The organism is Dactylosporangium sp. CA-092794, from assembly GCF_050948465.1.
GTDB lineage: Bacteria > Actinomycetota > Actinomycetes > Mycobacteriales > Micromonosporaceae > Dactylosporangium.
In genome coordinates this window covers 11956882-11978304 of sequence record NZ_CP192044.1, presented here as the reverse complement: position 1 = coordinate 11978304, position 21423 = coordinate 11956882, and the positions used below count along the sequence as shown (strand labels likewise).

Annotated in this window: 18 protein-coding genes; 14 read left to right on the top strand and 4 right to left on the bottom strand. The window is 72.6% G+C overall.

Annotation, left to right across the window (positions count from 1 at the left end; translation table 11 throughout):
* The 4 genes from rpsD (at position 1) to truA (ending at position 3221) form a co-directional block, all read left to right on the top strand.
* Positions 1–627 (top strand): 30S ribosomal protein S4, encoded by a 627-nt coding sequence (gene rpsD / locus ACQPXD_RS51875; RefSeq protein ID WP_345126309.1) that lies wholly within the window; start codon positions 1–3, stop codon positions 625–627.
* 134 nt (positions 628–761) lie between these two features.
* On the top strand, positions 762–1784 hold the full coding sequence (locus ACQPXD_RS51870; RefSeq protein WP_432831888.1) for a DNA-directed RNA polymerase subunit alpha: 1023 nt from the start codon (positions 762–764) through the stop codon (positions 1782–1784).
* Positions 1785–1815: 31 nt separating this feature from the next.
* The gene (rplQ, locus tag ACQPXD_RS51865; protein ID WP_432831886.1) at positions 1816–2346 is read left to right on the top strand and encodes a 50S ribosomal protein L17; all 531 of its coding nucleotides are present in this window, start codon (positions 1816–1818) and stop codon (positions 2344–2346) included.
* 62 nt (positions 2347–2408) lie between these two features.
* The gene (gene truA, locus ACQPXD_RS51860) at positions 2409–3221 is read left to right on the top strand and encodes a tRNA pseudouridine(38-40) synthase TruA (RefSeq protein ID WP_432831884.1); all 813 of its coding nucleotides are present in this window, start codon (positions 2409–2411) and stop codon (positions 3219–3221) included.
* Between the two features lie 535 nt (positions 3222–3756).
* Here truA and ACQPXD_RS51855 read toward each other — a convergent pair.
* A complete protein-coding gene (locus ACQPXD_RS51855; protein ID WP_432831882.1) occupies positions 3757–6765 on the bottom strand; it encodes a hypothetical protein in 3009 nt (1002 codons plus the stop codon).
* A gap of 135 nt (positions 6766–6900) precedes the next feature.
* Here ACQPXD_RS51855 and ACQPXD_RS51850 point away from each other — a divergent pair, with 135 nt between their 5' ends.
* The 3 genes from ACQPXD_RS51850 (at position 6901) to ACQPXD_RS51840 (ending at position 9520) form a co-directional block, all read left to right on the top strand.
* On the top strand, positions 6901–7515 hold the full coding sequence (locus tag ACQPXD_RS51850) for a class I SAM-dependent methyltransferase (protein ID WP_432831880.1): 615 nt from the start codon (positions 6901–6903) through the stop codon (positions 7513–7515).
* 28 nt (positions 7516–7543) lie between these two features.
* Positions 7544–9199 (top strand): ABC-F family ATP-binding cassette domain-containing protein, encoded by a 1656-nt coding sequence (locus ACQPXD_RS51845; protein WP_432831878.1) that lies wholly within the window; start codon positions 7544–7546, stop codon positions 9197–9199.
* 75 nt (positions 9200–9274) lie between these two features.
* Complete coding sequence (locus ACQPXD_RS51840) at positions 9275–9520, top strand: DUF2630 family protein (RefSeq protein WP_432831876.1); 246 nt, start codon at positions 9275–9277, stop codon at positions 9518–9520.
* Positions 9521–9527: 7 nt separating this feature from the next.
* On the opposite strand, the gene ACQPXD_RS51835 is transcribed toward ACQPXD_RS51840, so the two are convergent.
* Genes ACQPXD_RS51835 through nirB form a run of 3 tightly spaced genes read right to left on the bottom strand, consistent with a single transcriptional unit; the run spans position 9528 to position 13464 of the window.
* Positions 9528–10670 (bottom strand): uroporphyrinogen-III synthase, encoded by a 1143-nt coding sequence (locus ACQPXD_RS51835; protein WP_432831875.1) that lies wholly within the window; start codon positions 10668–10670, stop codon positions 9528–9530.
* Positions 10667–10999, bottom strand: coding sequence for a nitrite reductase small subunit NirD (gene nirD / locus ACQPXD_RS51830; protein ID WP_432831873.1), 333 nt, complete (start codon positions 10997–10999; stop codon positions 10667–10669). Before nirD ends, ACQPXD_RS51835 begins: the two co-directional genes overlap by 4 nt.
* Positions 10996–13464: a nitrite reductase large subunit NirB gene (gene nirB, locus ACQPXD_RS51825; RefSeq protein ID WP_432831871.1), complete on the bottom strand. Its 2469-nt coding sequence runs from the start codon at positions 13462–13464 to the stop codon at positions 10996–10998. Before nirB ends, nirD begins: the two co-directional genes overlap by 4 nt.
* Positions 13465–13812: 348 nt before the next feature.
* On the opposite strand from nirB, the gene ACQPXD_RS51820 reads away from it, so the two are divergent.
* The 7 genes from ACQPXD_RS51820 to glmS all read left to right on the top strand — a co-directional run bounded on the left by ACQPXD_RS51820 (position 13813) and on the right by glmS (position 21413).
* Positions 13813–14550 carry a hypothetical protein gene (locus tag ACQPXD_RS51820; protein WP_432831869.1) on the top strand — a complete coding sequence of 246 codons (738 nt, stop codon included), beginning with the start codon at positions 13813–13815 and terminating at the stop codon, positions 14548–14550.
* Between the two features lie 121 nt (positions 14551–14671).
* A complete protein-coding gene (locus ACQPXD_RS51815; protein WP_432831867.1) occupies positions 14672–16012 on the top strand; it encodes a nitrate/nitrite transporter in 1341 nt (446 codons plus the stop codon).
* Positions 16013–16183: 171 nt separating this feature from the next.
* Positions 16184–16627 (top strand): 50S ribosomal protein L13, encoded by a 444-nt coding sequence (gene rplM, locus ACQPXD_RS51810; RefSeq protein WP_432831865.1) that lies wholly within the window; start codon positions 16184–16186, stop codon positions 16625–16627.
* A 35-nt stretch (positions 16628–16662) separates the two neighbouring features.
* Positions 16663–17166, top strand: a complete 504-nt coding sequence (gene rpsI / locus ACQPXD_RS51805; RefSeq protein WP_432844276.1) for a 30S ribosomal protein S9 — start codon at positions 16663–16665, stop codon at positions 17164–17166.
* A gap of 101 nt (positions 17167–17267) precedes the next feature.
* A complete protein-coding gene (gene glmM / locus ACQPXD_RS51800; protein ID WP_432831863.1) occupies positions 17268–18614 on the top strand; it encodes a phosphoglucosamine mutase in 1347 nt (448 codons plus the stop codon).
* 13 nt (positions 18615–18627) lie between these two features.
* Positions 18628–19386 (top strand): SDR family oxidoreductase, encoded by a 759-nt coding sequence (locus ACQPXD_RS51795; RefSeq protein WP_432831861.1) that lies wholly within the window; start codon positions 18628–18630, stop codon positions 19384–19386.
* An 86-nt stretch (positions 19387–19472) separates the two neighbouring features.
* Entirely contained in the window at positions 19473–21413 is a 1941-nt protein-coding gene (glmS, locus tag ACQPXD_RS51790; RefSeq protein ID WP_432831859.1) for a glutamine--fructose-6-phosphate transaminase (isomerizing), read from the top strand.
* The last annotated feature ends 10 nt before the right edge of the window (positions 21414–21423 follow it).

The following is a 21423-nucleotide window of genomic DNA, read 5'->3' as shown; positions in this document are numbered from 1 at the left end:
ATGGCTCGCTATACAGGTGCCGACTGCCGCCGTTGCCGGCGCGAGAAGATGAAGCTGTTCCTGAAGGGCAGCAAGTGCGACGGGCCGAAGTGCCCGTTCGAGTCGCGTCCCTTCCCGCCCGGCCAGCACGGCCGCGGCCGGCCGAAGGAGACCGAGTACCTCCTGCAGCTGCGTGAGAAGCAGAAGGCCCGCCGCATCTACGGCGTGCTGGAGCGGCAGTTCGCCGGGTACTACGAGGAGGCCGTGGCCAAGCCGGGCAAGACCGGTGAGGAGCTGCTGAGGATCCTCGAGTCGCGGCTGGACAACGTGGTCTACCGGGCCGGCCTGGCGTCGTCCCGCGACATGGCCCGCCAGCTGGTCAAGCACGGCCACATCGTGGTCAACGGCCGCAAGGTCGACATCCCGTCGTACCGCCTGCGCGAGCACGACATCGTGCAGGTGCGCGAGAAGTCGCGGGAGCTCACCCCGTTCCAGATCGCGCAGGGCCTCGCGGGCAGCAAGACCGTCCCCGCGTGGCTGGAGTTCATCCCGAGCGAGTTCAAGGTCCTGGTGCACAGCCTGCCGGCCCGGCAGGTCATCGACACCCAGGTCCAGGAGCAGCTCATCGTCGAGCTCTACAGCAAGTAGCACCATTGTCGGCGGCGCCTGGTCTGGGTCGATCCTCGCGAAGCGTCATCGAGCCAGACCGGGCTAGGCCTCACGGCCCTGCCGAAGCGGAGCGCGTCAAATAGCGGGCGCGCAACGAACTGGAGGAACAGAACGTGCTCATCTCCCAGCGGCCCAGCCTCGCCGAAGAGACCATCAGCGAGGTCCGGTCCAAGTTCACCATCGAGCCGCTCGAGCCGGGCTTCGGTTACACGCTCGGCAACTCGCTGCGGCGTACGCTGCTCAGCTCCATCCCGGGCGCGGCGGTCACCAGCATCAAGATCGACGGCGTCCTGCACGAGTTCACCACGATCCCCGGGGTCAAGGAGGACGTGGTCGAGCTCGTCATGAACATCAAGGAGCTGTGCGTCAGCTCCGAGCACGACGAGCCGGTCTCGATGTACCTGCGCAAGCAGGGCCCGGGCGACGTCACCGCGGGCGACATCCAGCCCCCGGCCGGCGTCTCCGTGCACAACCCGGACCTCAAGCTGGCCACCCTCAACGGCAAGGGCCGGCTCGACATGGAGCTGACCGTGGAGCGCGGCCGCGGCTACGTGACCGCCAACCAGAACAAGCAGCAGGGGCAGGAGATCGGGCGCATCCCGGTCGACTCGATCTACTCGCCGGTGCTCAAGGTGACGTACCGCGTCGAGGCGACCCGCGTCGAGCAGCGCACCGACTTCGACCGGCTCATCATCGACGTCGAGACCAAGGCGTCGCTGACCCCGCGCACCGCGCTGGCCTCGGCCGGCTCGACGCTGGTGGAGCTGTTCGGCCTCGCCCGCGAGCTCGACACCGACGCCGAGGGCATCGACATCGGCCCGTCGCCGCAGGACGCACAGCTCGCGGCCGACCTCGCGCTGCCGATCGAGGAGCTGGACCTCACCGTCCGCTCCTACAACTGCCTCAAGCGTGAGGGCATCAACTCCGTCGGTGAGCTGATCAGCCGCACGGAAGCCGACCTCCTCGATATAAGGAATTTCGGTCAGAAGTCGATCGACGAGGTCAAGATGAAGCTCGCCGGGATGGGTCTGGGTCTGAAGGACTCCGCCCCGACGTTCGACCCGGCCCACGTCGTGGACTCCTTCGCCGAGGTGGACTACGACGCCGACGACTACCGCGAGACCGAGCAGCTGTAATCCCGGTTGCTGTACTAGAGGAGTCCCAACCATGCCCACGCCCACCAGAGGTCCCCGCCTCGGCGGCAGTCCCGCGCACGAGCGGCTGATGCTGGCGAACCTTGCCACGTCGCTGTTCAAGCACGGGCGCATCACCACGACCGAGACGAAGGCCAAGCGGCTGCGCCCGCTCGCCGAGCAGCTCATCACCAAGGCCAAGCGCGGCGACCTGCACGCGCGCCGTCAAGCGCTCTCCGTGGTGCGGGACAAGGACGTGGTGTTCGCGCTGTTCGACCAGATCGCGCCGCGCTTCAGCAACCGTCCGGGTGGCTACACCCGGATCGTGAAGACCGGCCCGCGCAAGGGCGACGCCGCCCCGATGGCGATCATCGAGCTGGTCGAGGAGCTCGAGGTGGCCGCCCCGAAGGCGGCGCCGCGCAAGGCCGCCCGGCAGGCCGCCAAGGCCGACTCGATCGCGGTGCTCGCCGGCGACGACACGGACGAGGTCACCACGGCCCGCCCCGCCGCCGCGGACACCGAGCCGGACGCGGACGAGGCGAAGGACGACGAGACCAAGGCCTGACCGCACGGTTCGTCGGCCCGGCACCCTTTCGGGGGTGCCGGGCTTTCCTTTGGGGGTACCCCGTGAGCGTCCGCGTCCGGTTCGACGTCTCCTACGACGGCACCGACTTCTCCGGCTGGGCCCTGCAGCCCGGCCGGCGCACCGTCGCGGCCGAGCTCCTGGCCGTCCTGGAGCGCCTCTTCGGCCCGGTCGAGGGCGGCCTGACCGTCGCCGGCCGCACGGATGCCGGGGTGCACGCCACCGGCCAGGTCTGCCACGCCGACCTGCCCGAGGAGCGCTGGACAGCCTTCGCGCCGGCGCTGATCCGCAAGCTGGCCGGCCTCCTGCCGCCCGACGTGCGGGTCCTGTCCGCGCGCGCCGTGCCCCCGGAGTTCGACGCGCGGTTCTCGGCGCTGTCCCGCCGGTACGAATACCGCGTCACGGACGCCGTCAGCGGCGCCGCCCCGCTCCGCCGCCGCGACACCCTGGCCTGGCCCCGCCCGCTGGACCTGGACCGGCTGAACGAGGCCGCCGCGGGCCTGCTGGGCGAGCACGACTTCGCGGCCTTCTGCCGGCGCAAGGAGCACGCCAGCACGATCCGCGCCGTCACCCGCCTGGACTGGCGCCGCGACCCGGACGGCATCCTGGTCGCCACGGTGCAGGCCGACGCTTTCTGCTGGTCGATGGTCCGCAGCCTGGTCGGCGCCATGCTGGTGGCGGGCGACGGCCGCCGCCCGGCATCCTGGCCGGCCACCTTGCTGACCCGGACGGTGCGGGCGGACGAGGTGGTGGTCGCACCGGCCCACGGCCTGACCCTGGCCGAGGTGACCTACCCGGCCGACGCCGACACCCTGCGCGCCCGCGCCGACCAAACCCGCCGCCGCCGCGACCTCTGACGGCTCCCGCCGCGACCTCTGACGGCTCCCGCCGCGACCTCTGACGGCTCCCGCCGCGACCTCTGACGGCTCCCGCCGCGACCTCTGACGGCTCCCGTCGGGATCTCTGACGGCTGCCGTCCCGATAAGTCGGGCGCTCCGCGCCACGACTTATCGGATTTTTCGCCTGACGGGGCATATGTCGGATTCAGTGACGAGATGTCTCCGCGATCATGCGACTCCCACTGCTGCGCGGTCGGGTTTTCCGTGATCGTGGAGTCTTTTGGTACCTATGTGTACATAGATCTTCCGCGATCATGGAAAACGCGTGGTGCGGTGGTGACTACGGCATGATCGCGGAGAGTTCCGGCCGGTGCCCGCGGTGGAGTCAAGCCGGCCCGGGCGCGTCGCCGTCGAGCACGGCACGGACGCGCGGCGGGCCGTCGACGCCGCGGTGGTGCTCGCCGCCGACGCCGCGCACGACGCAGGGAGGGTGGCCCGGAACGCCTGGCCGCCGAGCAGGCCGAGCTTGTCGCCGGGATCGGAGAGAGCCGGGTCAGCTCGGGGCCGGGGAGCCCGGCAGGGAGGCCGCCGGGGTGGCGTCGGGCTGCACGACGGACCGGTTCTCGATGATGCCGTTGTCCAGGTACGTCTCGACGATGTCGTACGTGATCTGGTTCGGGTAGGGGTCGCCCTGCGCGAAGTTGTTGCCGTCGACGCGGGCGATCACGCAGTACGTGATGAAGTGACCCTTGTAGTTCCAGCCCAGCTGCGTCGGCGCCCGGACCAGGGCGTCCGTGCCGGTGCCGGCGCCCACGCTCATGCCCGCGAAGCGGCCCTTCTGGCCGTCGACGATGGGCTTGATGCCGTCGAAGGTCTGCGCGGCCACCTGCTCGCTGGTGACGTTGAAGATGCCGGCCGTGATGAGGTACTCCTGGTTCGGCGACTTCATCGTCGCGCGCACGACCTCGCTGCAGCCGGCGTTGGCCAGCAGTGCCGCCAGTTGCTCGGTCGCGGCCACCTTGCAGTCGTTGGACGCCTTGGTCGACAGGATGACGTACGGCGGCTCGTTCGCCACGGCCACGATGTTGTTGGTCGGGAACACCTCGGCCTCGGTGAGCGGCTGCGGGTCGACGTCGCGGCTGCTGATGTCCCGCTTCTTCGGGCCCGTCGTCGCGCTGGACTTCGCCGAGTCGGGGCCGTTCTTCTCGTCCTTGAAGATGAACCACGTGCCCATGCCGCAGGCGGCGAGCACCACGATCACGGCGATCACGCTCAGCAGCGCCACCCAGCGGTGCGGCCGCGGGCCGGTGCGGGCCGGGTCGGCGACGGCGGCTCGCGGGGGCCCGCCACCGGGACGCCCGCGCCGCTCGTCGCGGTCAAGGCGGTCCGGCCGGTCGCGGTCCGGCCGGTCGCGGTCCAGGCGGTCGCGGTCGGGCCGGTCGCGGTCGAGGCGGTCCGGGCGGTCGGGTCGCCCGGGCGGGCCCATCGGCCGGCCGCCGGGGCCCTCGCGCAGCGCGCGGCGGGTGCCGCCGGAGGTGTAATCGTCCGAGTACTCCCCGGAGCCGCGCCGGCCGTCGCGCCGGCGGGCCGCGGGCGGCTCGTCGTAGGCGTCGTAGGGCGGCAGATCGTCGTCCAGCGCCCGGCGCTGCTGCGGCGGCTCGTCCAGCGGGGGACGGCGGCGCATGGCCTCGTCGCGGCGGCGGGCGCCGCTGTCGTCGCGCCGGCCGGTGTCGGTCGCGGGTGCTCCGGCCTCGAACCCGGCCCGCGCCCGGCGGGAACCGGTGTCGGTCGCGGGCGCCCCGGCGTCGAAGCCGGCGCGGGCCCGGCCGGAACCGGCGTCATCCCGGCGGTCGTCATACCCGCGCCGCCCGGAGCCGGGCTCGCCGAACCGCGACCCCTCGTCGCCGAACCTGGATCCGTCGTCGCCGAATCGGGGCGCGTCGTCGTCGAGCGGCGGGCGCTGGCGGCGCACCCCGGCGTCGTCGCCGGGGCGGAACATCGTGGTCTCGCCGGTGTATGGGGCGCGGCCGTTCGCCTCCGGGTCCCCGAGGCCGCGGGCGGTGCCGCGGCCGCTCGTCTCGGAGCGGAACGTGGTGGTCTCGCCGGAATAGGGGGCGCGGCCGTTCGGCTCCGGGTCCCCGGGGCCGCGGACCGAGGCTCGGCCGTTGGGCGGGGCATCGAAGCCGGCGCCGGCGCGCATGCCGGGCTCGTCGGCGCCGGCGCGGCGCCGGCCGCCAGGGTCGCCGGTGCGCCCACCGAAGTCGCCCCCGCGGGCGCCGACGTCGCCGGTGCGGGAGCCCAGGTCGCCGGTGCGTGCGGCCCCGCGGGCGCCCACATCCCCGGTGCGGGATGCCAGGTCGCCGGTGCGCCCACCGAAGTCGCCTCCGCGGGCGGCGACGTCGCCGGTGCGGGATGCCAGGTCGCCGGTGCGCCCACCGAAGTCGCCTCCGCGGGCGCCCGCGTCGCCGGTGCGGGGATCCAGGGCGCCGGTGCGGGGATCCGGGGCGCCGCGGCGGCGGGAGGTTGCGGTGTCGCCGGTGAAGGCGGCGGGGTCGTCGTCCGCGGCGCGCCGGGCGCGGCGGCCGGCGCCGCTCGTCGGGGCGGCGTCGGGGCGCAGGGTGGGGAAGATCGGGACCAGCGGCGGCGGGTCGGCGGTCGGTGCGGCCGGGGTGTCGCTGAGCGGCTTGATGATCGGGGTCAGCTCCGGGCCGTGGCCATACGACTCCGAGGAGCTACGGCCGGTCTCCTCGCGGGCGCGGCGGCGGCCCCGGGGCTCGGTGGGGGCGGCGGCCGGTGGCGGGTCGGGCACCGGGCGGGCGGCCGGCAACACGGAGCGGCCGTAGACGCCGCTCGGGGAGTCGTCGTCGGTGGCGCGGCGGCGACCGCCGGCCGGGGCCGCCTCCGGGGCGGACCAGCCGTCGAGGTTGGGGCGGGCCGGCGGCGGGGCGGGCGGCAGCGCCGAGGGGCCGTAGACGCCGCTGGGCGAGTCGCCACGGGAGCGTCGACCTCGGGCGGAGGAGCCCCGGGAGTCGCCGTCGTCGAATCCGCGGGGCCGCTCGATGGCCGTGGTGCGGTCGGGCGGCGCCGGGCGATCCAGCGGCCCGGGCCGGTCAAGGCCGTCGTCGTATCCGCGGGGCCGGTCCAGGCCCGTGGTGCGGTCGGGTGACGCGGGGCGATCGAGCGGCCCAGGGCGGTCAAGGCCGTCGTCATACCCGCGGGGCCGGTCCAGGGCCGTGGTGCGGTCGGGCGGCGCCGGGCGATCCAGCGGCCCAGGGCGGTCGAAGGACCCCGAAGGAGGGCCGGAGCGGTCGAAGGAGCCCGAAGGGCGGCTAGGGCGGTCGAGGGGGCCCGGAGGCGGCCCGGGGCGGTCGAAGGAGCCCGAAGGGGGGCCGGAGCGGTCGCGGTCGTATGGGCCGGCATCGGGTGGGGGAGCCGCGAAGGGGTCCGGTTCGCCCCGGCCGCTGCCGCGGAGGCCCGCCAGCCAGTTGTCGGCTTCGTCCGCCTCGTCTTGGCGGAACGAGTCGGATCGCCGCTTTCGGCGCTGCTCGTCCCGAGAACCCATGTCGGACAGGTTAGCCGACCGGCGCGACCATTGGCGCATCGGCGACCGTGCACGCAATCCGAATGGGTGGGCGCTTGAACGACCCGTCACCTGTGCGTGGACAATGCGTTGCGAACGCGGCCGAAGGAGGGCAAGTTGGCGGGCGAGCACTACTTCTCGGCCGACCCCGCAGTGGCGCACGAGCGGCACGAGGTCGTGTTCGAGGCGCTGGACCGGGAGTTTCGGCTGGTCTCGGCGTCGGGGGTGTTCTCCTGGAGCCGGCTGGACCCGGGCACGGCCGTGCTGCTGGCCGAGGCGCCGCCGCCCGGGCCGGCGACCGAGGGCGCGCTGCTGGACCTGGGCTGCGGATACGGGCCGATCGCCGCCGTGCTGGCCGCCGCGGCGCCGCGGGCGACGGTCTACGCGATCGACGTGAATCAGCGCGCGCTCGAGCTGGTCCGCTTGAACGCGGCGGCGCTCGGGGCGGCCGGGCGGATCTTGCCGATGCTGCCCGACGAGGTGCCGGAGACTGTCGGGTTCGCGCAGATCTGGTCGAACCCGCCGATCCGCGTCGGCAAGAGCGAACTGCACGCGCTGCTGCTGCGGTGGCTGCCGCGGCTGGCCGACGGCGGCGTCGCGTGGCTGGTCGTGGCCAAGAACCTGGGCGGGGACTCGCTGCAGCGGTGGCTCGCCGAGCAGGGCTTCGCGGCGCAGCGCCACGCCAGTCACAAAGGCTTCCGGGTCCTGCGGGTGGAAAAACCGCTTCCCTGAGGTACCGCCGCCGAAGAAGCTTTTCATCGTGGGATATGTCGACGTCGCAGGGGTCGGGCACACGCTGCCGGACGGCCGTGAGCTCTTCTCCGAAGTGTCGTTCCGGGTCGGCGAGGGCGCGAAGGTGGCGCTCGTCGGGCCCAACGGCGCCGGCAAGACGACCCTGCTGAAGATGGTCGCCGGTGACCTGCCGGTGCACACGGGCGCGGTCGCGCGCTCCGGCGGGCTGGGCGTGATGCGCCAGTTCATCGGCATGATCGGCGACGATCGCACCCTCTACGAGCTGGCGCTGGAGCTGGCCCCGCCGCGCCTGCGGGAGGTCGGGGAGCGCCTCGCCGCGGCCGAGCGGGCGATGCACGCGGCCACGGAAAATGCCGCCGAGAAGGCGCAGCTGCGCTACGCCAACGCGCTGGCCGCCTGGGGTGAGGCGGGCGGCTACGACGCCGAGGTGCTCTTCGACACGGTGAGCGTCGCGGTGCTCGGCCTGCCCTGGGATGCTACCCGCGACCGGCCGGTGCGCACGCTCTCCGGCGGCCAGCAGAAACGCTTCGCGCTCGAGCTGTTACTGCGCGGTGAGGACGAGGTGCTGCTGCTGGACGAGCCGGACAACTTCCTCGACGTGCCGGGGAAGCGCTGGCTGGAGGAGCGGCTGCGCGAGTCGCCGAAGAGTGTGCTGTATGTCTCGCACGACCGCGAGCTGCTGGCCCGGTCCGCCGACCGGGTGGTGGCGGTCGAGGGCGGCTCCGCCTGGGTGCATCCCGGCGGCTTCGCGTCCTGGCACGAGGCGCGCTCCGCCCGGCACGAGCGGCTGGACGAGCTGCGCCGGCGCTGGGACGAGGAGCACCAGAAGCTCAAGGACCTCGTGCTGCTGTACCGCACGAAGGCCGCCTACAACGACGGGCTCGCCTCGCGCCTGCAGGCGGCGCAGACCCGGCTGCGCAAGTTCGAGGAGGTCGGCCCGCCGCCGGCGCCCCCGAAGGAGCAGGACATCCGGATGCGGCTGTCCGGCGGTCGTACCGCCAAACGGGCGATCATCTGCGAGCAACTGGAGCTCGACGGTCTGACCTACCCGTTCGACCTGGAGATCTGGTACGGCGACCGGGTCGCGGTGCTGGGCGGCAACGGCACCGGCAAGTCCCACTTCCTGCGGCTGCTGGCCCGCGGCGGCACCGACCCCGACGGCCCGGCCATCGGCGCCGAGCTCGCGCCGGTCGCCCACGGCGGCACGGTCCGCCTCGGCGCCCGGGTCCGGCCCGGCCACTTCTCGCAGACCCACGACCGGCCGGAGCTGATGGAGCGCACCCTCGCCGAGATCCTCTGGCGCGGCGACGACTGGCGCGCCGGCCTGCCGCGGCCGCAGGCGATGCCCGCGCTGTCCCGCTACGAGCTGGCCGGCCAGGCCGACCAGCGCTTCGGCACGCTCTCCGGCGGGCAGCAGGCGCGCTTCCTGGTCCTGCTGCTGGAGCTCTCCGGGGCGACGCTGCTGCTGCTCGACGAGCCGACCGACAACCTCGACCTGGCCAGCGCCGAGGCGCTGGAGGAGGGGCTGCGCGGCTTCGACGGGACCGTGGTCGCGGTGACCCACGACCGGTGGTTCAGCCGCTCCTTCGACCGGTACGTGCTGTTCCGCGCCGACGGCGAGGTGGTCGAGGTGCCCGAGCCGGTCTGGGAGGGCCGCGGCTGACGCACGGTTTGTCCGACGGGGAGCTGACCCTGGTTTTGTGACACCCGTCGTCGTCCGTGGTGGATGATGCAACCCATGGACGAGAAGACGTTGATCCACCAGATCTCCGAGCTGGTGGACGAGGAGCACAAGCTGCGCACCCAGCTGCAGGGCGGCAAGATCACCGAGCAGGAGGAGCACGATCGGCTGCACGGCGTCGAGGCGCAGCTCGACCAGCTGTGGGACCTCCTGCGCCGGCGGCGCGCGGCCAAGCTGCAGGGGGTCTCGCCCGACGAGGTCGAGGCGCACTCGATCGACGAGGTGGAGCACTACCTGCAGTAACGCCGGCTCAGTCGACCCGGAGGCGGTAGCCGCGCTTCACCACCGTCTGGACGAACGCGGAGCCGCCCAGGGCCGCCCGCAGCCTCGCCACCGCCATCTCCACGGCGTGCTCGTCCGCACCCCGGGGCAGCTCGCGCAGCAGCGCCGCGCGGGACAGCACCCGGCCGGGCGAGGCGGCCAGCGCGCGCAGTACCGCCATCGGGCCGGGGGCCAGGGGCTTGAGCGTGCCGTCGATGATCGCCGCGTGGCCGCGCAGGGTCACCGCGGCGCCGGCGACGTAGAGCGTCGGGGAGCGCTTGGGCAACTCGTCGGTGAGGATGCGCACGAGGGCGCCGAGGCGGGCCCGGGCCGGTGCGGCGACCGGGACGCCGAGGCGCTTGAGCGGCGCGGCCGTGACCGGGCCGACGCAGGCGGCCAGCACGTCGGTGCGCAGCGCTTCCAGCACGTCGGGCGCCTCCGGGCCGGCGACGCGCAGCAGGGAGCTGACCGCGGGCGCGGAGGTGAAGGTCACCGAGTCGACCAGGCGCGAGCAGATCAGGTCGACCAGGCGGCGCAGGGGCGCGGGGTCGACCGGGGGCGCCCAGCGGTACACCGGGATCTCCACGACGATCGCGCCCGCGTCGCGCAGCGAGGACGTGAACTCCGGGTGCGGCTCGCCGTGCAGCTGCAGGGCGATCCGGCGACCGGCGATGCCGCCCGGGTAGCCGCCGGCCAGCAGGTAGTCGAGGACCTCGTCGCAGCTCTCCGCCTCCGGGGACCACGCCTCGATCATGCCGGCGGCGCGCACCGCGCCCTTGGCCTTGGGGCCGCGGGCGATGAGGTACGCCTCGCCCAGCCGGGCCCGCAGCGCCTCGCCCAGGCCCCAGCCTTCCGCGGCCTCGAGCCAGCCGCGGAGTCCGATGCCAGTGGTGGCGATGACGATGTCGGGGGCGACGTCGACGCAGGACACCGTCGCCGCCTTGAGCTCGGTGTCGTCGGCGACCGGCACGATGCGCAGCGCCGGTGCGAGCACGACCCGCGCGCCCCGGCGCTCCAGCAGGGCGCTGAGCTCGTCGCGGCGGCGGTCGGCGGTGACCGCCACGGTGAAACCGGCCAGCGGCAGGTCCTCGCCCGCGGCCGGGCGCGATTCCAGCGTGCTGCCCGCGCTCACGTCGTACCCCCGACCGCGACTTCGACCAGGCCGGCGTTGACCCGGACCGGATACACCGGCACGCGGATGCCCGGCTCGTCCAGGCATTCGCCGGTGGTCAGGTCGTAGGCCTGCTTGTGCATCGGCGACGCGACGACCGGCGTCTCGCCGCGGCTGCCCACGATCCCGCGGGAGAGCACCGCGGCACCGCTGATCGGGTCGAGGTTGCCGATGGCGTGCAGGCCACCGTCGAAGACCCGGAAGAGCGCCACCTGTACCCCGTCGACGAGGGCGGCCACGCCGCGCTCCGGCTCCAGTCGCAGGTATGGGCAGACGACGGTCCACTTCATGGCTGGGCTCCTAGGACGACTGGTACTGGCTGTCCGCGCTCGGATACGAACGAGATCGTCGGGTCCGGGGTGCCGGGTGCGTTGACGAACGACACGAACCGCGCCAGGCGCTCCGGATCTTCGACCGTCGCCCGCCACTCGTCCTGGTAGGAGCTGACGTGGCGGGCCATCATGGCGTCGAGCTCGGCGGCGATGCCGAGTGAGTCGTCGACGATCACGGCGCGCAGGTAGTCCAGGCCGCCCTCCATGGCCTCGATCCAGGCGGCGGTGCGCTGGAGCCGGTCGGCGGTGCGGATGTAGAACATCAGGAACCGGTCGACGACGCGGATCAGCTCCTCCGTGGAGAGGTCCGACGCCAGCAGGTCGGCGTGGCGGGGGCGGAAGCCGCCGTTGCCGCCGACGTAGAGGTTCCAGCCGTGCTCGGTGGCGATGATGCCGAAGTCCTTGTTGCGCGCCTCGGCGCACTCGCGGGCGCAGCCCGACACCGCCGACTTGATCTTGTGGGGCGCGCGGAGGCCGCGGTACCGCAGCTCGAGCTCGATCGCGAGCCCGACCGAGTCCTGCACGCCGTAGCGGCACCAGGTCGAGCCGACGCACGACTTCACGGTGCGCAGCGCCTTGCCGTAGGCGTGTCCGGACTCGAACCCGGCCGCGACCAGCCGGCTCCAGATCGCCGGCAGCTGCTCGACGCGGGCGCCGAGCAGGTCGATGCGCTGGCCGCCGGTGATCTTCGTGTAGAGGTTGAAGTCCCGGGCGACCTCGCCGATCACGATGAGCTTCTCCGGGGTGATCTCGCCGCCGGGGATGCGCGGGACGACCGAGTACGTCCCGTTGCGCTGGATGTTGGCCAGGAAGTGGTCGTTGGTGTCCTGCAGCGCGGCCTGCTCGCCGTCCAGGACGTAGTCGTTGTGCAGCGACGCGAGGATCGAGGCGACCGTCGGCTTGCACACGTCGCAGCCGCGGCCCCGCCCGTGCTCGGCGATGAGCTGCGAGAACGTGCGGATCTCGCGGATCCGCGCGATGTCGAACAGCTCCGCGCGGCTGTGGTCGAAGTGCTCGCACAGCGCCTTGCTCGCCGTCACGCCCTGGGCGGACAGGATCTGCTTGAGCAGCGGCACGCACGATCCGCAGCTGGTGCCGGCCCGGGTGCACTCCTTGAGCGCGCCCACGTCCGTGCAGCCGTCGGCGATCGCCGCGACGACCTGCCCCTGGGTGACCGCGTTGCAGCTGCACACCTGCGCGTCGGCGGGCAGCGCCACCGGCGCCGTCGTGTCGCCGGCGAGCAGGGCGAGCGGGGGGTCGGGCAGCGGGCCGCCGACGCTGGCGCGCAGCGTCGGGTAGGCGCTCGCGTCGCCGACCAGGATGCCGCCGAGCAGCGTCCGGGCGTCGTCGGAGAGCACGAGCTTGGCGTAGCGACCGTTGGCCGGGTCGAGGTAGACGACGTCGAGCAGGTCGTCGCGCAGGGCATCGCCGAAGCTGGCCACGTCGACGCCCAGCAGCTTGAGCTTGGTCGAGGTGTCCGCGCCGGGGAACTCGGCCGCCCCGCCGACCAGCCGGTCGGCGACCACCTCGGCCATCGCGTAGCCGGGCGCGACCAGCCCGTAGCAGCGCCCGCCGATCTCCGCGCACTCGCCGATCGCGAAGATCGCCGGGTCTTCGGTGCGGCAGCCGGCGTCGACGACCACCCCGCCACGCGCGCCCGTCGCGAGGCCGGCCGACCGGGCCAGCTCGTCGCGGGGCCGGACGCCGGCGGCGACGACCACGAGGTCGGCCGGCACGTGCGAGCCGTCGGACAGCGTCAGGCCGAGCCGCCCGCTCGGTGCGCTCTGCCGGATCGCGGTGGTACCCGCGCCGAGGTGGACCCGCACGCCCAGGTCCTCGACGTAGCGGCGCAGCACGGCGCCGCCGGCCTCGTCGACCTGCACCGGCATGAGCCGCGGCGCGAACTCGATCACGTGGGTGCGCAGCCCCAGCAGGCGCAGCGCGTTGGCCGCCTCCAGGCCGAGCAGGCCGCCGCCGATGACCGCGCCGACCTCCTTGCCCCGCGCGTGCGCGCTGATCGCGTCGAGGTCGTCGAGGGTGCGGTACACGAAGACGCCGGCCTGCTCGACCCCGCTGATCGGCGGCACGAACGCCGCCGAGCCGGTGGCCAGGACCAGGGCGTCGTACGGATACTCCCCGTGGGCGGTGACGACCTTGCGCGCGGCCCGGTCGACCGCGATCGCGGGCTCGCCGAGGCGCAGGTCGATGCCCTCGGGCACGGTGTAGGTGAGCTCCTGGGCGGAGACGCCGTCGAAGTAGGCGGACAGCCGGACCCGGTCGTAGGCCGACCGGCCCTCCTCGGCCAGGACGGTCACGTGCCACCGGCGGCCCGGGTCGCGGGACCGCAACGCCTCGACGAAGCGGTGGCCCACCATGCCGTGGCCGACGACGACCACATTCATCGACGAACTTGAGTCACTCATGCGTGCCCCTCGGTGACGCTGGAGTGACAATGACGTTTCGATGGTGTTTCTGCCCCGCGACAGCGTTGCACGAGGGCCGGGCAGCATGCGGCGACCGCTTCGGACATGGGCAAAAGGCTGCCGGGGAGCGGTTTCGCTCCAAAGTCCCGAATGTTTCCTGCCTGCTAAGAGCGTCTCACACGCACCTTGAGCAGGCCGTTACCGTTCCGTGGTCGAATTTACGTCGATCACGGTCGATGCGGTCCCGGATGGTGGACCGGTGTGCCAGATCCTCGCACGGTAGGGTGGCGACCGTTCGCGCCGGGGTAAACAAGCATCGACCCCTATGTAGCAGCAAGGAGGAAGCAGATGCGTACGACCGGCAAGGCCGCGCTCGCGGCCGTTGCGGTGCTCAGCATCGGGCTCACCGGATGTAGTGGTGACGACACCAAGCCCGGGGCCGCCACCTCGGCCGGGGCCTCCGGCAACGCGTCCGCGGGCGCCTCGGCCGGGGCCTCCGGCGGCGCCGGCGGCGCCACCGCCTCGGGCGGCTCCGGCTCGGGCTCCGCCACCACCGGCGGCGGCCCGGGCACCGCGGCGTCGTGCCTGGTCGGCACCTGGAAGGCGGACAACCTCACCGGCAAGCTCAGCGGCGCGGTGAACGGCACCTTCGCCGGCGGCGGCGGCACCCTGCTCACGATCGACTCCGCCGGCAAGACGCAGGTCGACTTCGGCCCGATGCAGCCGGTGACCTTCACCTTCGCGGTCTCCGGCAACGACGTGAAGGGCAGCTTCGGCTACTCGGGCACGGTCAACGGCGCGATCAAGACCCCGGCGTCGGCCTCCGGCACGCTCGAGCCGACCGGCAGCGTCGACTTCAGCTCGCTCAAGGTGACCGTCGACCTCACCGCGCCCGCCGCGGTCCGGGTCGCCGACAAGATGCCGATCACCGAGTTCACCGGCACCGGCACCGCCGACACCGGTGGCGCCGTCGACGCCCAGCCGGTGCTCAAGAAGAGCCAGTACGACTGCGCCGGCACCACCCTGAAGCTCTCCCCGCCGCAGGGTGGCCCCGACACCGGGACCTGGACGTTCCACAAGTCCTGACCGCTGCCTACACACGGCGGCGGATCTCACAACCGCTGGTCCGCCGCCGTGTGGGAAACGTTTCGGCACCGACAACAAAGCGGCCCCGGGCAGAAACGGGCCGTCCATAGCTTCCACGGTCATGACCCTTGCCGTGGAAAAACCGCAGTCTCAGCCCGGGCCGCGCCGCGGCCGGTGGATCGACGACTGGCGCCCGGAGGACACCGCCTTCTGGGCGGCCACCGGCGCCCGGGTGGCCCGGCGCAACCTCGTCGTGTCGATTCTCTCCGAACACATCGGCTTCTCGATCTGGAGCCTGTGGTCGGTGTTCGTGCTCTTCCTCGGGCCCGCCTACGGGCTCGACCCGGCGCAGAAGTTCCTGCTCACCAGCGCGCCCACGCTCGTCGGCGCGGTGCTGCGGCTGCCGTACACCTTCGCGGTGGCGACCTTCGGCGGGCGCAACTGGACGATCTTCAGCGCTCTGCTGCTGCTCGTGCCGACCATCTTCGCCGGGATCATCCTCAAGCCGGGCGTCTCCTTCGGCATGCTGCTCGCCGCGGCGGCCGTGGCCGGCGTCGGCGGCGGCAACTTCGCCTCGTCGATGGCGAACATCAACGCCTTCTACCCGCAGCGGCTCAAGGGCTGGGCGCTGGGCGTCAACGCCGGCGGCGGCAACATCGGCGTCGCCGCCGTCCAGCTCGTCGGGCTGGCGGTCCTGGCCACCGCGGGCGCCGCCCACCCCCGCCTGATCGTGCTGGTCTACCTGCCGCTGATCGTGATCGCCGCGGTGCTGGCCGCGATCTTCATGGACAACCTGACCCACGCCACGAACGACAAGCGGGCCATGCGGGACGTGATCAAGGACCGCCACGCCTGGATCATGTCCCTGCTGTACATCGGGACCTTCGGCTCCTTCATCGGCTTCGGCTTCGCCTTCGGGCAGGTCCTGCAGGTGCAGTTCAAGGCCGACTTCTCCACCCCGGTCCGGGCGGCCTACCTCACCTTCCTCGGCCCGCTGCTCGGCTCGCTGGTCCGCCCGGTCGGCGGACTGCTGGCCGACCGCTTCGGCGGCGGCCGGATCACCTTCTGGAACTTCGTGGCCATGGCGGCCGGCGCCGGCACCGTGCTGCTCGCCTCCCGCGAGCGGTCGCTGCCGCTGTTCGTGACCGGCTTCGTGCTGCTGTTCGTCTTCAGCGGGATCGGCAACGGCTCGACGTACAAGATGATCCCGGCGATCTTCAAGGCCAAGCACCCGGACGACGAGCGGCAGGCCCGGCGGCTGGCGACCGCGCTCATCGGCGTGGCCGGCGCGGTCGGCGCGGCCGGCGGCGTGCTGGTGAACCTCGCGTTCCGGCAGTCGTTCCTGGCCTACAAGACCGGCGACGGCGCCTACCTCGCGTTCATCGGCTTCTACGCGCTGTGTTTCCTGGTCACCTGGTTCGTGTACCTGCGCCGGTCACCCGGGCGGCTCGTCGGCGTCTGACCCCGATTTTGTCCTCGCCGGGGACGCCGAGTATCGTGGAATGCTGTTGTGCGATGACAAGGCGTTCCCATCGTTCGGGTACGCTGGATGGTCGTGCGCTCCAGGTCCTGCCTGCGACGACGCCATCGCGAGCGCACCCCAGACCGACGACGTGGAAGACAAGGTAGACCTGTGGGTACGTACAGCCCGAAGCCGGGTGAGATCGAGCGCGTGTGGCACGTCATCGACGCGACCGACGTGGTGCTCGGCCGTCTGGCCACGCACGCCGCCACGCTGCTGCGCGGCAAGCACAAGCCGACGTTCGCCCCGCACGTGGACACCGGCGACTTCGTCATCGTGATCAACGCCGGCAAGGTGGCGCTGACCGGCAACAAGCGGCAGACCAAGGTCGCCTACCGCCACTCGGGCTACCCGGGCGGCCTCAAGGCGGTCGGCTACGACGAGTTGCTGACCAAGCACCCCGAGCGGGCGATCGAGCTGGCCGTCAAGGGCATGCTCCCGCACAACCGCCTGGGCGCGCGCCAGATCCGCAAGCTGAAGGTCTACGCGGGCGCCGAGCACCCGCACGCGGCCCAGCTGCCCCAGCCGTTCGAGATCAAGCAGATCGCGCAGTGAGCGCGGACGAAGGACTGAGCGTGACCGACGAGACCATCGCCGCCCCGACGCCGGCCGCTGTCGCGACCGTCGAGACCCCCGCGCCCGCGGCGCCCGCGGCTCCCGTGGCGACCGCCACCGCGACCGCGGCACCCACCCGGGCGCGCCGCGCCGGCCAGCCGATCCAGACCGTTGGCCGCCGCAAGGAGGCCATCGTGCGGGTCCGCCTGGTGCCCGGCACGGGCAAGTTCCTGCTCAACGGGCGGGAGCTGGAGAACTACTTCCCGAGCAAGGTGCACCAGCAGTCGGTGCGTGAGCCGCTGGTCATCGTCGAGAAGGCCGAGACGTTCGACGTCTTCGCCAACCTGCGCGGCGGCGGCACCACCGGCCAGGCCGGTGGGCTGCGCCTCGCCATCGCCCGCGCCCTCGTCGAGAACGACCCCGACGACCGCGCGGCGCTGAAGAAGGCCGGGTTCCTGACCCGGGACGCGCGGGCCACCGAGCGTAAGAAGTACGGCCTGAAGAAGGCCCGTAAGGCCCCGCAGTACTCGAAGCGCTAACGAAGCCTGTCGGCCGGGTGCCACCCTGGGAGGTGCGCGCCCGGCCGTTTCGTGTTGCGCGGCCGTGATATGCGGTGGGGTACAACCATGGGAGGTACGCAATGGGGCGACTCTTCGGCACCGATGGGGTACGCGGGCGGGCCAACGCCGACCTGACTCCCGAGCTCGCGATGGCGGTCGCCATCGCCGCCGCGCAGGCGCTGTTCGAACACGACGACTCCCACGCACCGGTGGCGGTCGTCGGCCGCGACCCGCGGGCGTCCGGCGAGATGCTGGAGGCGGCCGTCGTGGCCGGCCTCACCAGCGCCGGCGCCAATGTGGTGCGGGTCGGGGTGCTGCCGACGCCGGCGGTCGCCTTCCTCACCGGGGTGCTCGAGGCGGACATCGGCGTGATGCTCTCGGCCTCGCACAACCCGATGCCGGACAACGGGATCAAGCTCTTCGCCGCCGGCGGGCACAAGCTGCCCGACGAGGTCGAGGACGAGATCGAGCGCCTCATGGACAACGGCACCCACCGCCGCCCCACCGGCGCCGGCGTGGGACGGGTCACCGACTACGCCGACGGCGAGGACCGCTACGTGCGGCACCTGCTGACCTCGCTGCCCAGCCCGCTCGCCGGGCTCACGGTCGTCGTGGACTGCGCCAACGGCGCCGCCTCCTCGGCCGCCCCGGAGGCCTACCGCCGCGCCGGGGCCTCGGTCGTCGCGATCAACGCCGATCCCGACGGGCTCAACATCAACGAGGACTGCGGCTCCAACCACATCGCACAGCTGCGCGCGGCCGTCGTCGAGCACGGCGCCGACCTGGGCATCGCCCACGACGGCGACGCCGACCGGTGTATCGCGGTGGCCGGCGACGGCACCGAGGTCGACGGCGACCAGATCATGGCGATCCTGGCGCTGGCGATGCGCGAGGCCGGCGCGCTCACCGAGGACACGCTCGTCGCGACCGTGATGAGCAACCTGGGCCTGAAGCTCGCCATGGCCGAGGCCGGCATCCGGCTGCTGGAGACCAAGGTCGGCGACCGGTATGTGCTCGAGGAGCTGCGGGCCAAGGGCCTGGCGCTCGGCGGCGAGCAGAGCGGGCACATCGTGATGCCGGCGTATGCCACCACGGGCGACGGCGTGCTCACCGCGCTGCACCTGATGGGCCGCATGAGCCGGACCGGCACGACGCTCAAGGAGCTCGCCGGGGTCGTCCAGCGGCTGCCCCAGGTGATGATCAATGTGCCGGTGATCGATCGGGCCGCGGCCGCCCGCTCGCCGCTGGTGCTCGACGCGACCAAGCAGGTCGAGGCCGAGCTCGGCGGCACCGGCCGGGTGCTGCTGCGCCCGTCGGGCACGGAGCAGCTGGTGCGGGTGATGGTGGAGGCCGGCACCCAGGAGGTCGCCCGGGATGCCGCCGAGCGGATCGCTTCCGTGGTGAGGACGCTCTCGCCCACCCAGTAGTAGCGTGCGGCGCATGACCAATGCCCGCACCGTTCTCGTCACCGGCGCCTCCCGGGGCATCGGCAAGGCGACCGCCTTCGCCTTCGCCGCCGAGGGCTGCAACGTCGTGCTCACCTCCCGCAAGATCGAATCCCTCGACGAGGTCGCCGCGGAGATCACCGGGCAGTTCCCGGGCGCCGGCGTGCTCACCCACGCCGCCCACGCGGCCGAGCCCGACCAGGCCGCCGCGGTCGTCGACGCCGCGATGCAGCGCTTCGGCGCCGTCGACGTGCTGGTCAACAACGCCGCCACCAACCCGTACTTCGGCCCGCTCATGGAGATCGACCCGGTGCGGGCGGACAAGACGGTCCGGCTCAACCAGTTCGGCGTGGTGCTGTGGAGCCAGCTGGTGTGGAAGGCGTCGATGGCCGAGCGGGGCGGGGCGATCGTCAACGTCGCCTCCGTCGGCGGCGTGATCACCGAGCCCGGCATCGGGTACTACAACGCCACCAAGGCCGCGGTGATCCACCTGACCCGGCAGCTGGGCGCCGAGCTGGCGCCGCGGGTGCGGGTCAACGCGGTCGCGCCCGGGATCGTGCGCACCCACCTCGCCCGCGGGCTGTGGGAGAACAACGAGGAGTACATCAGCGAAAAGCTGCCGCTGGGGCGCATCGGCGAGCCGGACGACATCGCCGGCGTCATCACCTTCCTGGCCGGGACCGCCGCCCGCTGGATGACCGGCCAGACGCTCGTGGTCGACGGCGGGGCGCAGATCCGATCCTCGCTGATTTAGCAATACCCCGATTGTGCGCAATACCCGTGCGCGTATGCGACAGTTTCGCGCACGGGCTCTGCGCGCTGTTCTGCTACGGTACGAGCATGTGCGGAATCGTGGGGTACGCCGGCGCCCGGCCGGCCTTGAACATCGTGCTGGACGGGCTGCGGCGGCTGGAGTACCGCGGCTACGACTCCGCCGGCGTCGCGATCGTCAGGTCAGGCGACACAGGCCACGTCGGTGGGGACGCGGTCGGCCGACGCCGGCATGGTGACCTGATCACCGCCAAGCGCGCCGGCAAGCTCGCCAACCTCGAGAAGGTCGTCATCGACCTGCTCGCCGACGCCGACGACAGCGGTCGTGGCCTCGGCACGGGCACCACCGGCATCGGCCACACCCGCTGGGCCACCCACGGCGGCCCGACCGACCGCAACGCCCATCCGCACCGCTCGGCCGACGGCCGGGTCGCCGTGATTCACAACGGCATCATCGAGAACTTCGCCAAGCTGCGCGCCGAACTCGAGGCCGCGGGCATCGAGTTCGCCAGCGACACCGACACCGAGTGCGCCGCGCACCTGCTGGCCCTCGCGCTCGCCGGCGCGACCGGCGACACGCCCGGCGAGCGGCTCGCCGACGCGATGCGGGCCGTGTGCCGCCGCCTGGAGGGCGCCTTCACGCTGCTCGCCGTCGACGTGCAGGCCCCCGGCGTGGTCGTCGGCGCCCGGCGCAACTCCCCGCTCGTCGTCGGCCGCGGCACGGGCGAGAACTACCTCGCCAGCGACGTGTCGGCGTTCATCGAGCACACCCGCGAGGCGGTCGAGCTCGGCCAGGACCAGGTCGTGCTGATCAGCGGCGACGCGATCGCCATCACCGACTTCCTCGGCAACCCGGCCGAGGGCAAGAACTTCCACATCGACTGGGACGCCTCGGCCGCCGAGAAGGGCGGCTACGACTACTTCATGCTCAAGGAGATCGCCGAGCAGCCGCACGCGGTCGCCGAGACCCTGCTGGGCCGGCTCAACGAGCACGGCGACCTGATGCTCGACGAGGTCCGCCTCTCCGACCAGGACCTGCGCGACGTCGACAAGGTCTTCATCGTGGCCTGCGGCACGGCCTACCACGCGGGGATGGTCGCGAAGTACGCCATCGAGCACTGGACCCGCATCCCGTGCGAGGTGGAGCTGGCCAGCGAGTTCCGCTACCGCGACCCGGTGCTGGACCGCTCCACGCTGGTCGTGGCGATCTCCCAGTCGGGCGAGACGATGGACACCCTGATGGCGCTGCGCCACGCGAAGGAGCAGAAGGCCCGGGTCCTCGCGATCTGCAACACCAACGGCTCCACCATCCCGCGCGAGTCCGACGCCGTGCTCTACACGCACGCCGGCCCGGAGATCGCGGTCGCCTCCACCAAGGCGTTCCTCACCCAGCTGGTCGCCTGCTACCTCGTCGGGCTGCACCTCGCGCAGGTCCGCGGGGTGAAGTACGCCGACGAGGTAGGCGCCGTCGTCGCCCAGCTGCAGGACATGCCGGCGAAGGTCGAGAAGGTCCTGTCGATGATGCACCCGATCCGCGAGCTGGCCCGCGATCTCGCCGAGGCCAAGAGCGTGCTGTTCATCGGCCGGCACGTGAGCTACCCGGTGGCCCTGGAAGGCGCCCTGAAGCTCAAGGAGCTCGCCTACATGCACGCCGAGGGCTTCGCCGCCGGCGAGCTCAAGCACGGCCCGATCGCGCTCATCGACGAGGGCACGCCGGTGGTGTGCGTGGTCCCGTCGCCGCGCGGCCGGGGCGTGCTGCACGACAAGGTCGTCTCCAACATCCAGGAGGTCCGCGCCCGCGGCGCCCGCACGATCGTCATCGCGGAGGAGGGCGATCGCGCCGTCGCACCCTACGCGGATCACCTCTTCCACGTCCCGGTCACCCCGACCCTGCTCGCGCCGCTGGTCACCACCGTCCCGCTGCAGGTCCTGGCCTGCGAGATCGCCGCCGCCCGCGGCCACGACGTGGACCAGCCCCGAAACCTGGCCAAGTCCGTGACCGTCGAGTAGGGCACGTGTG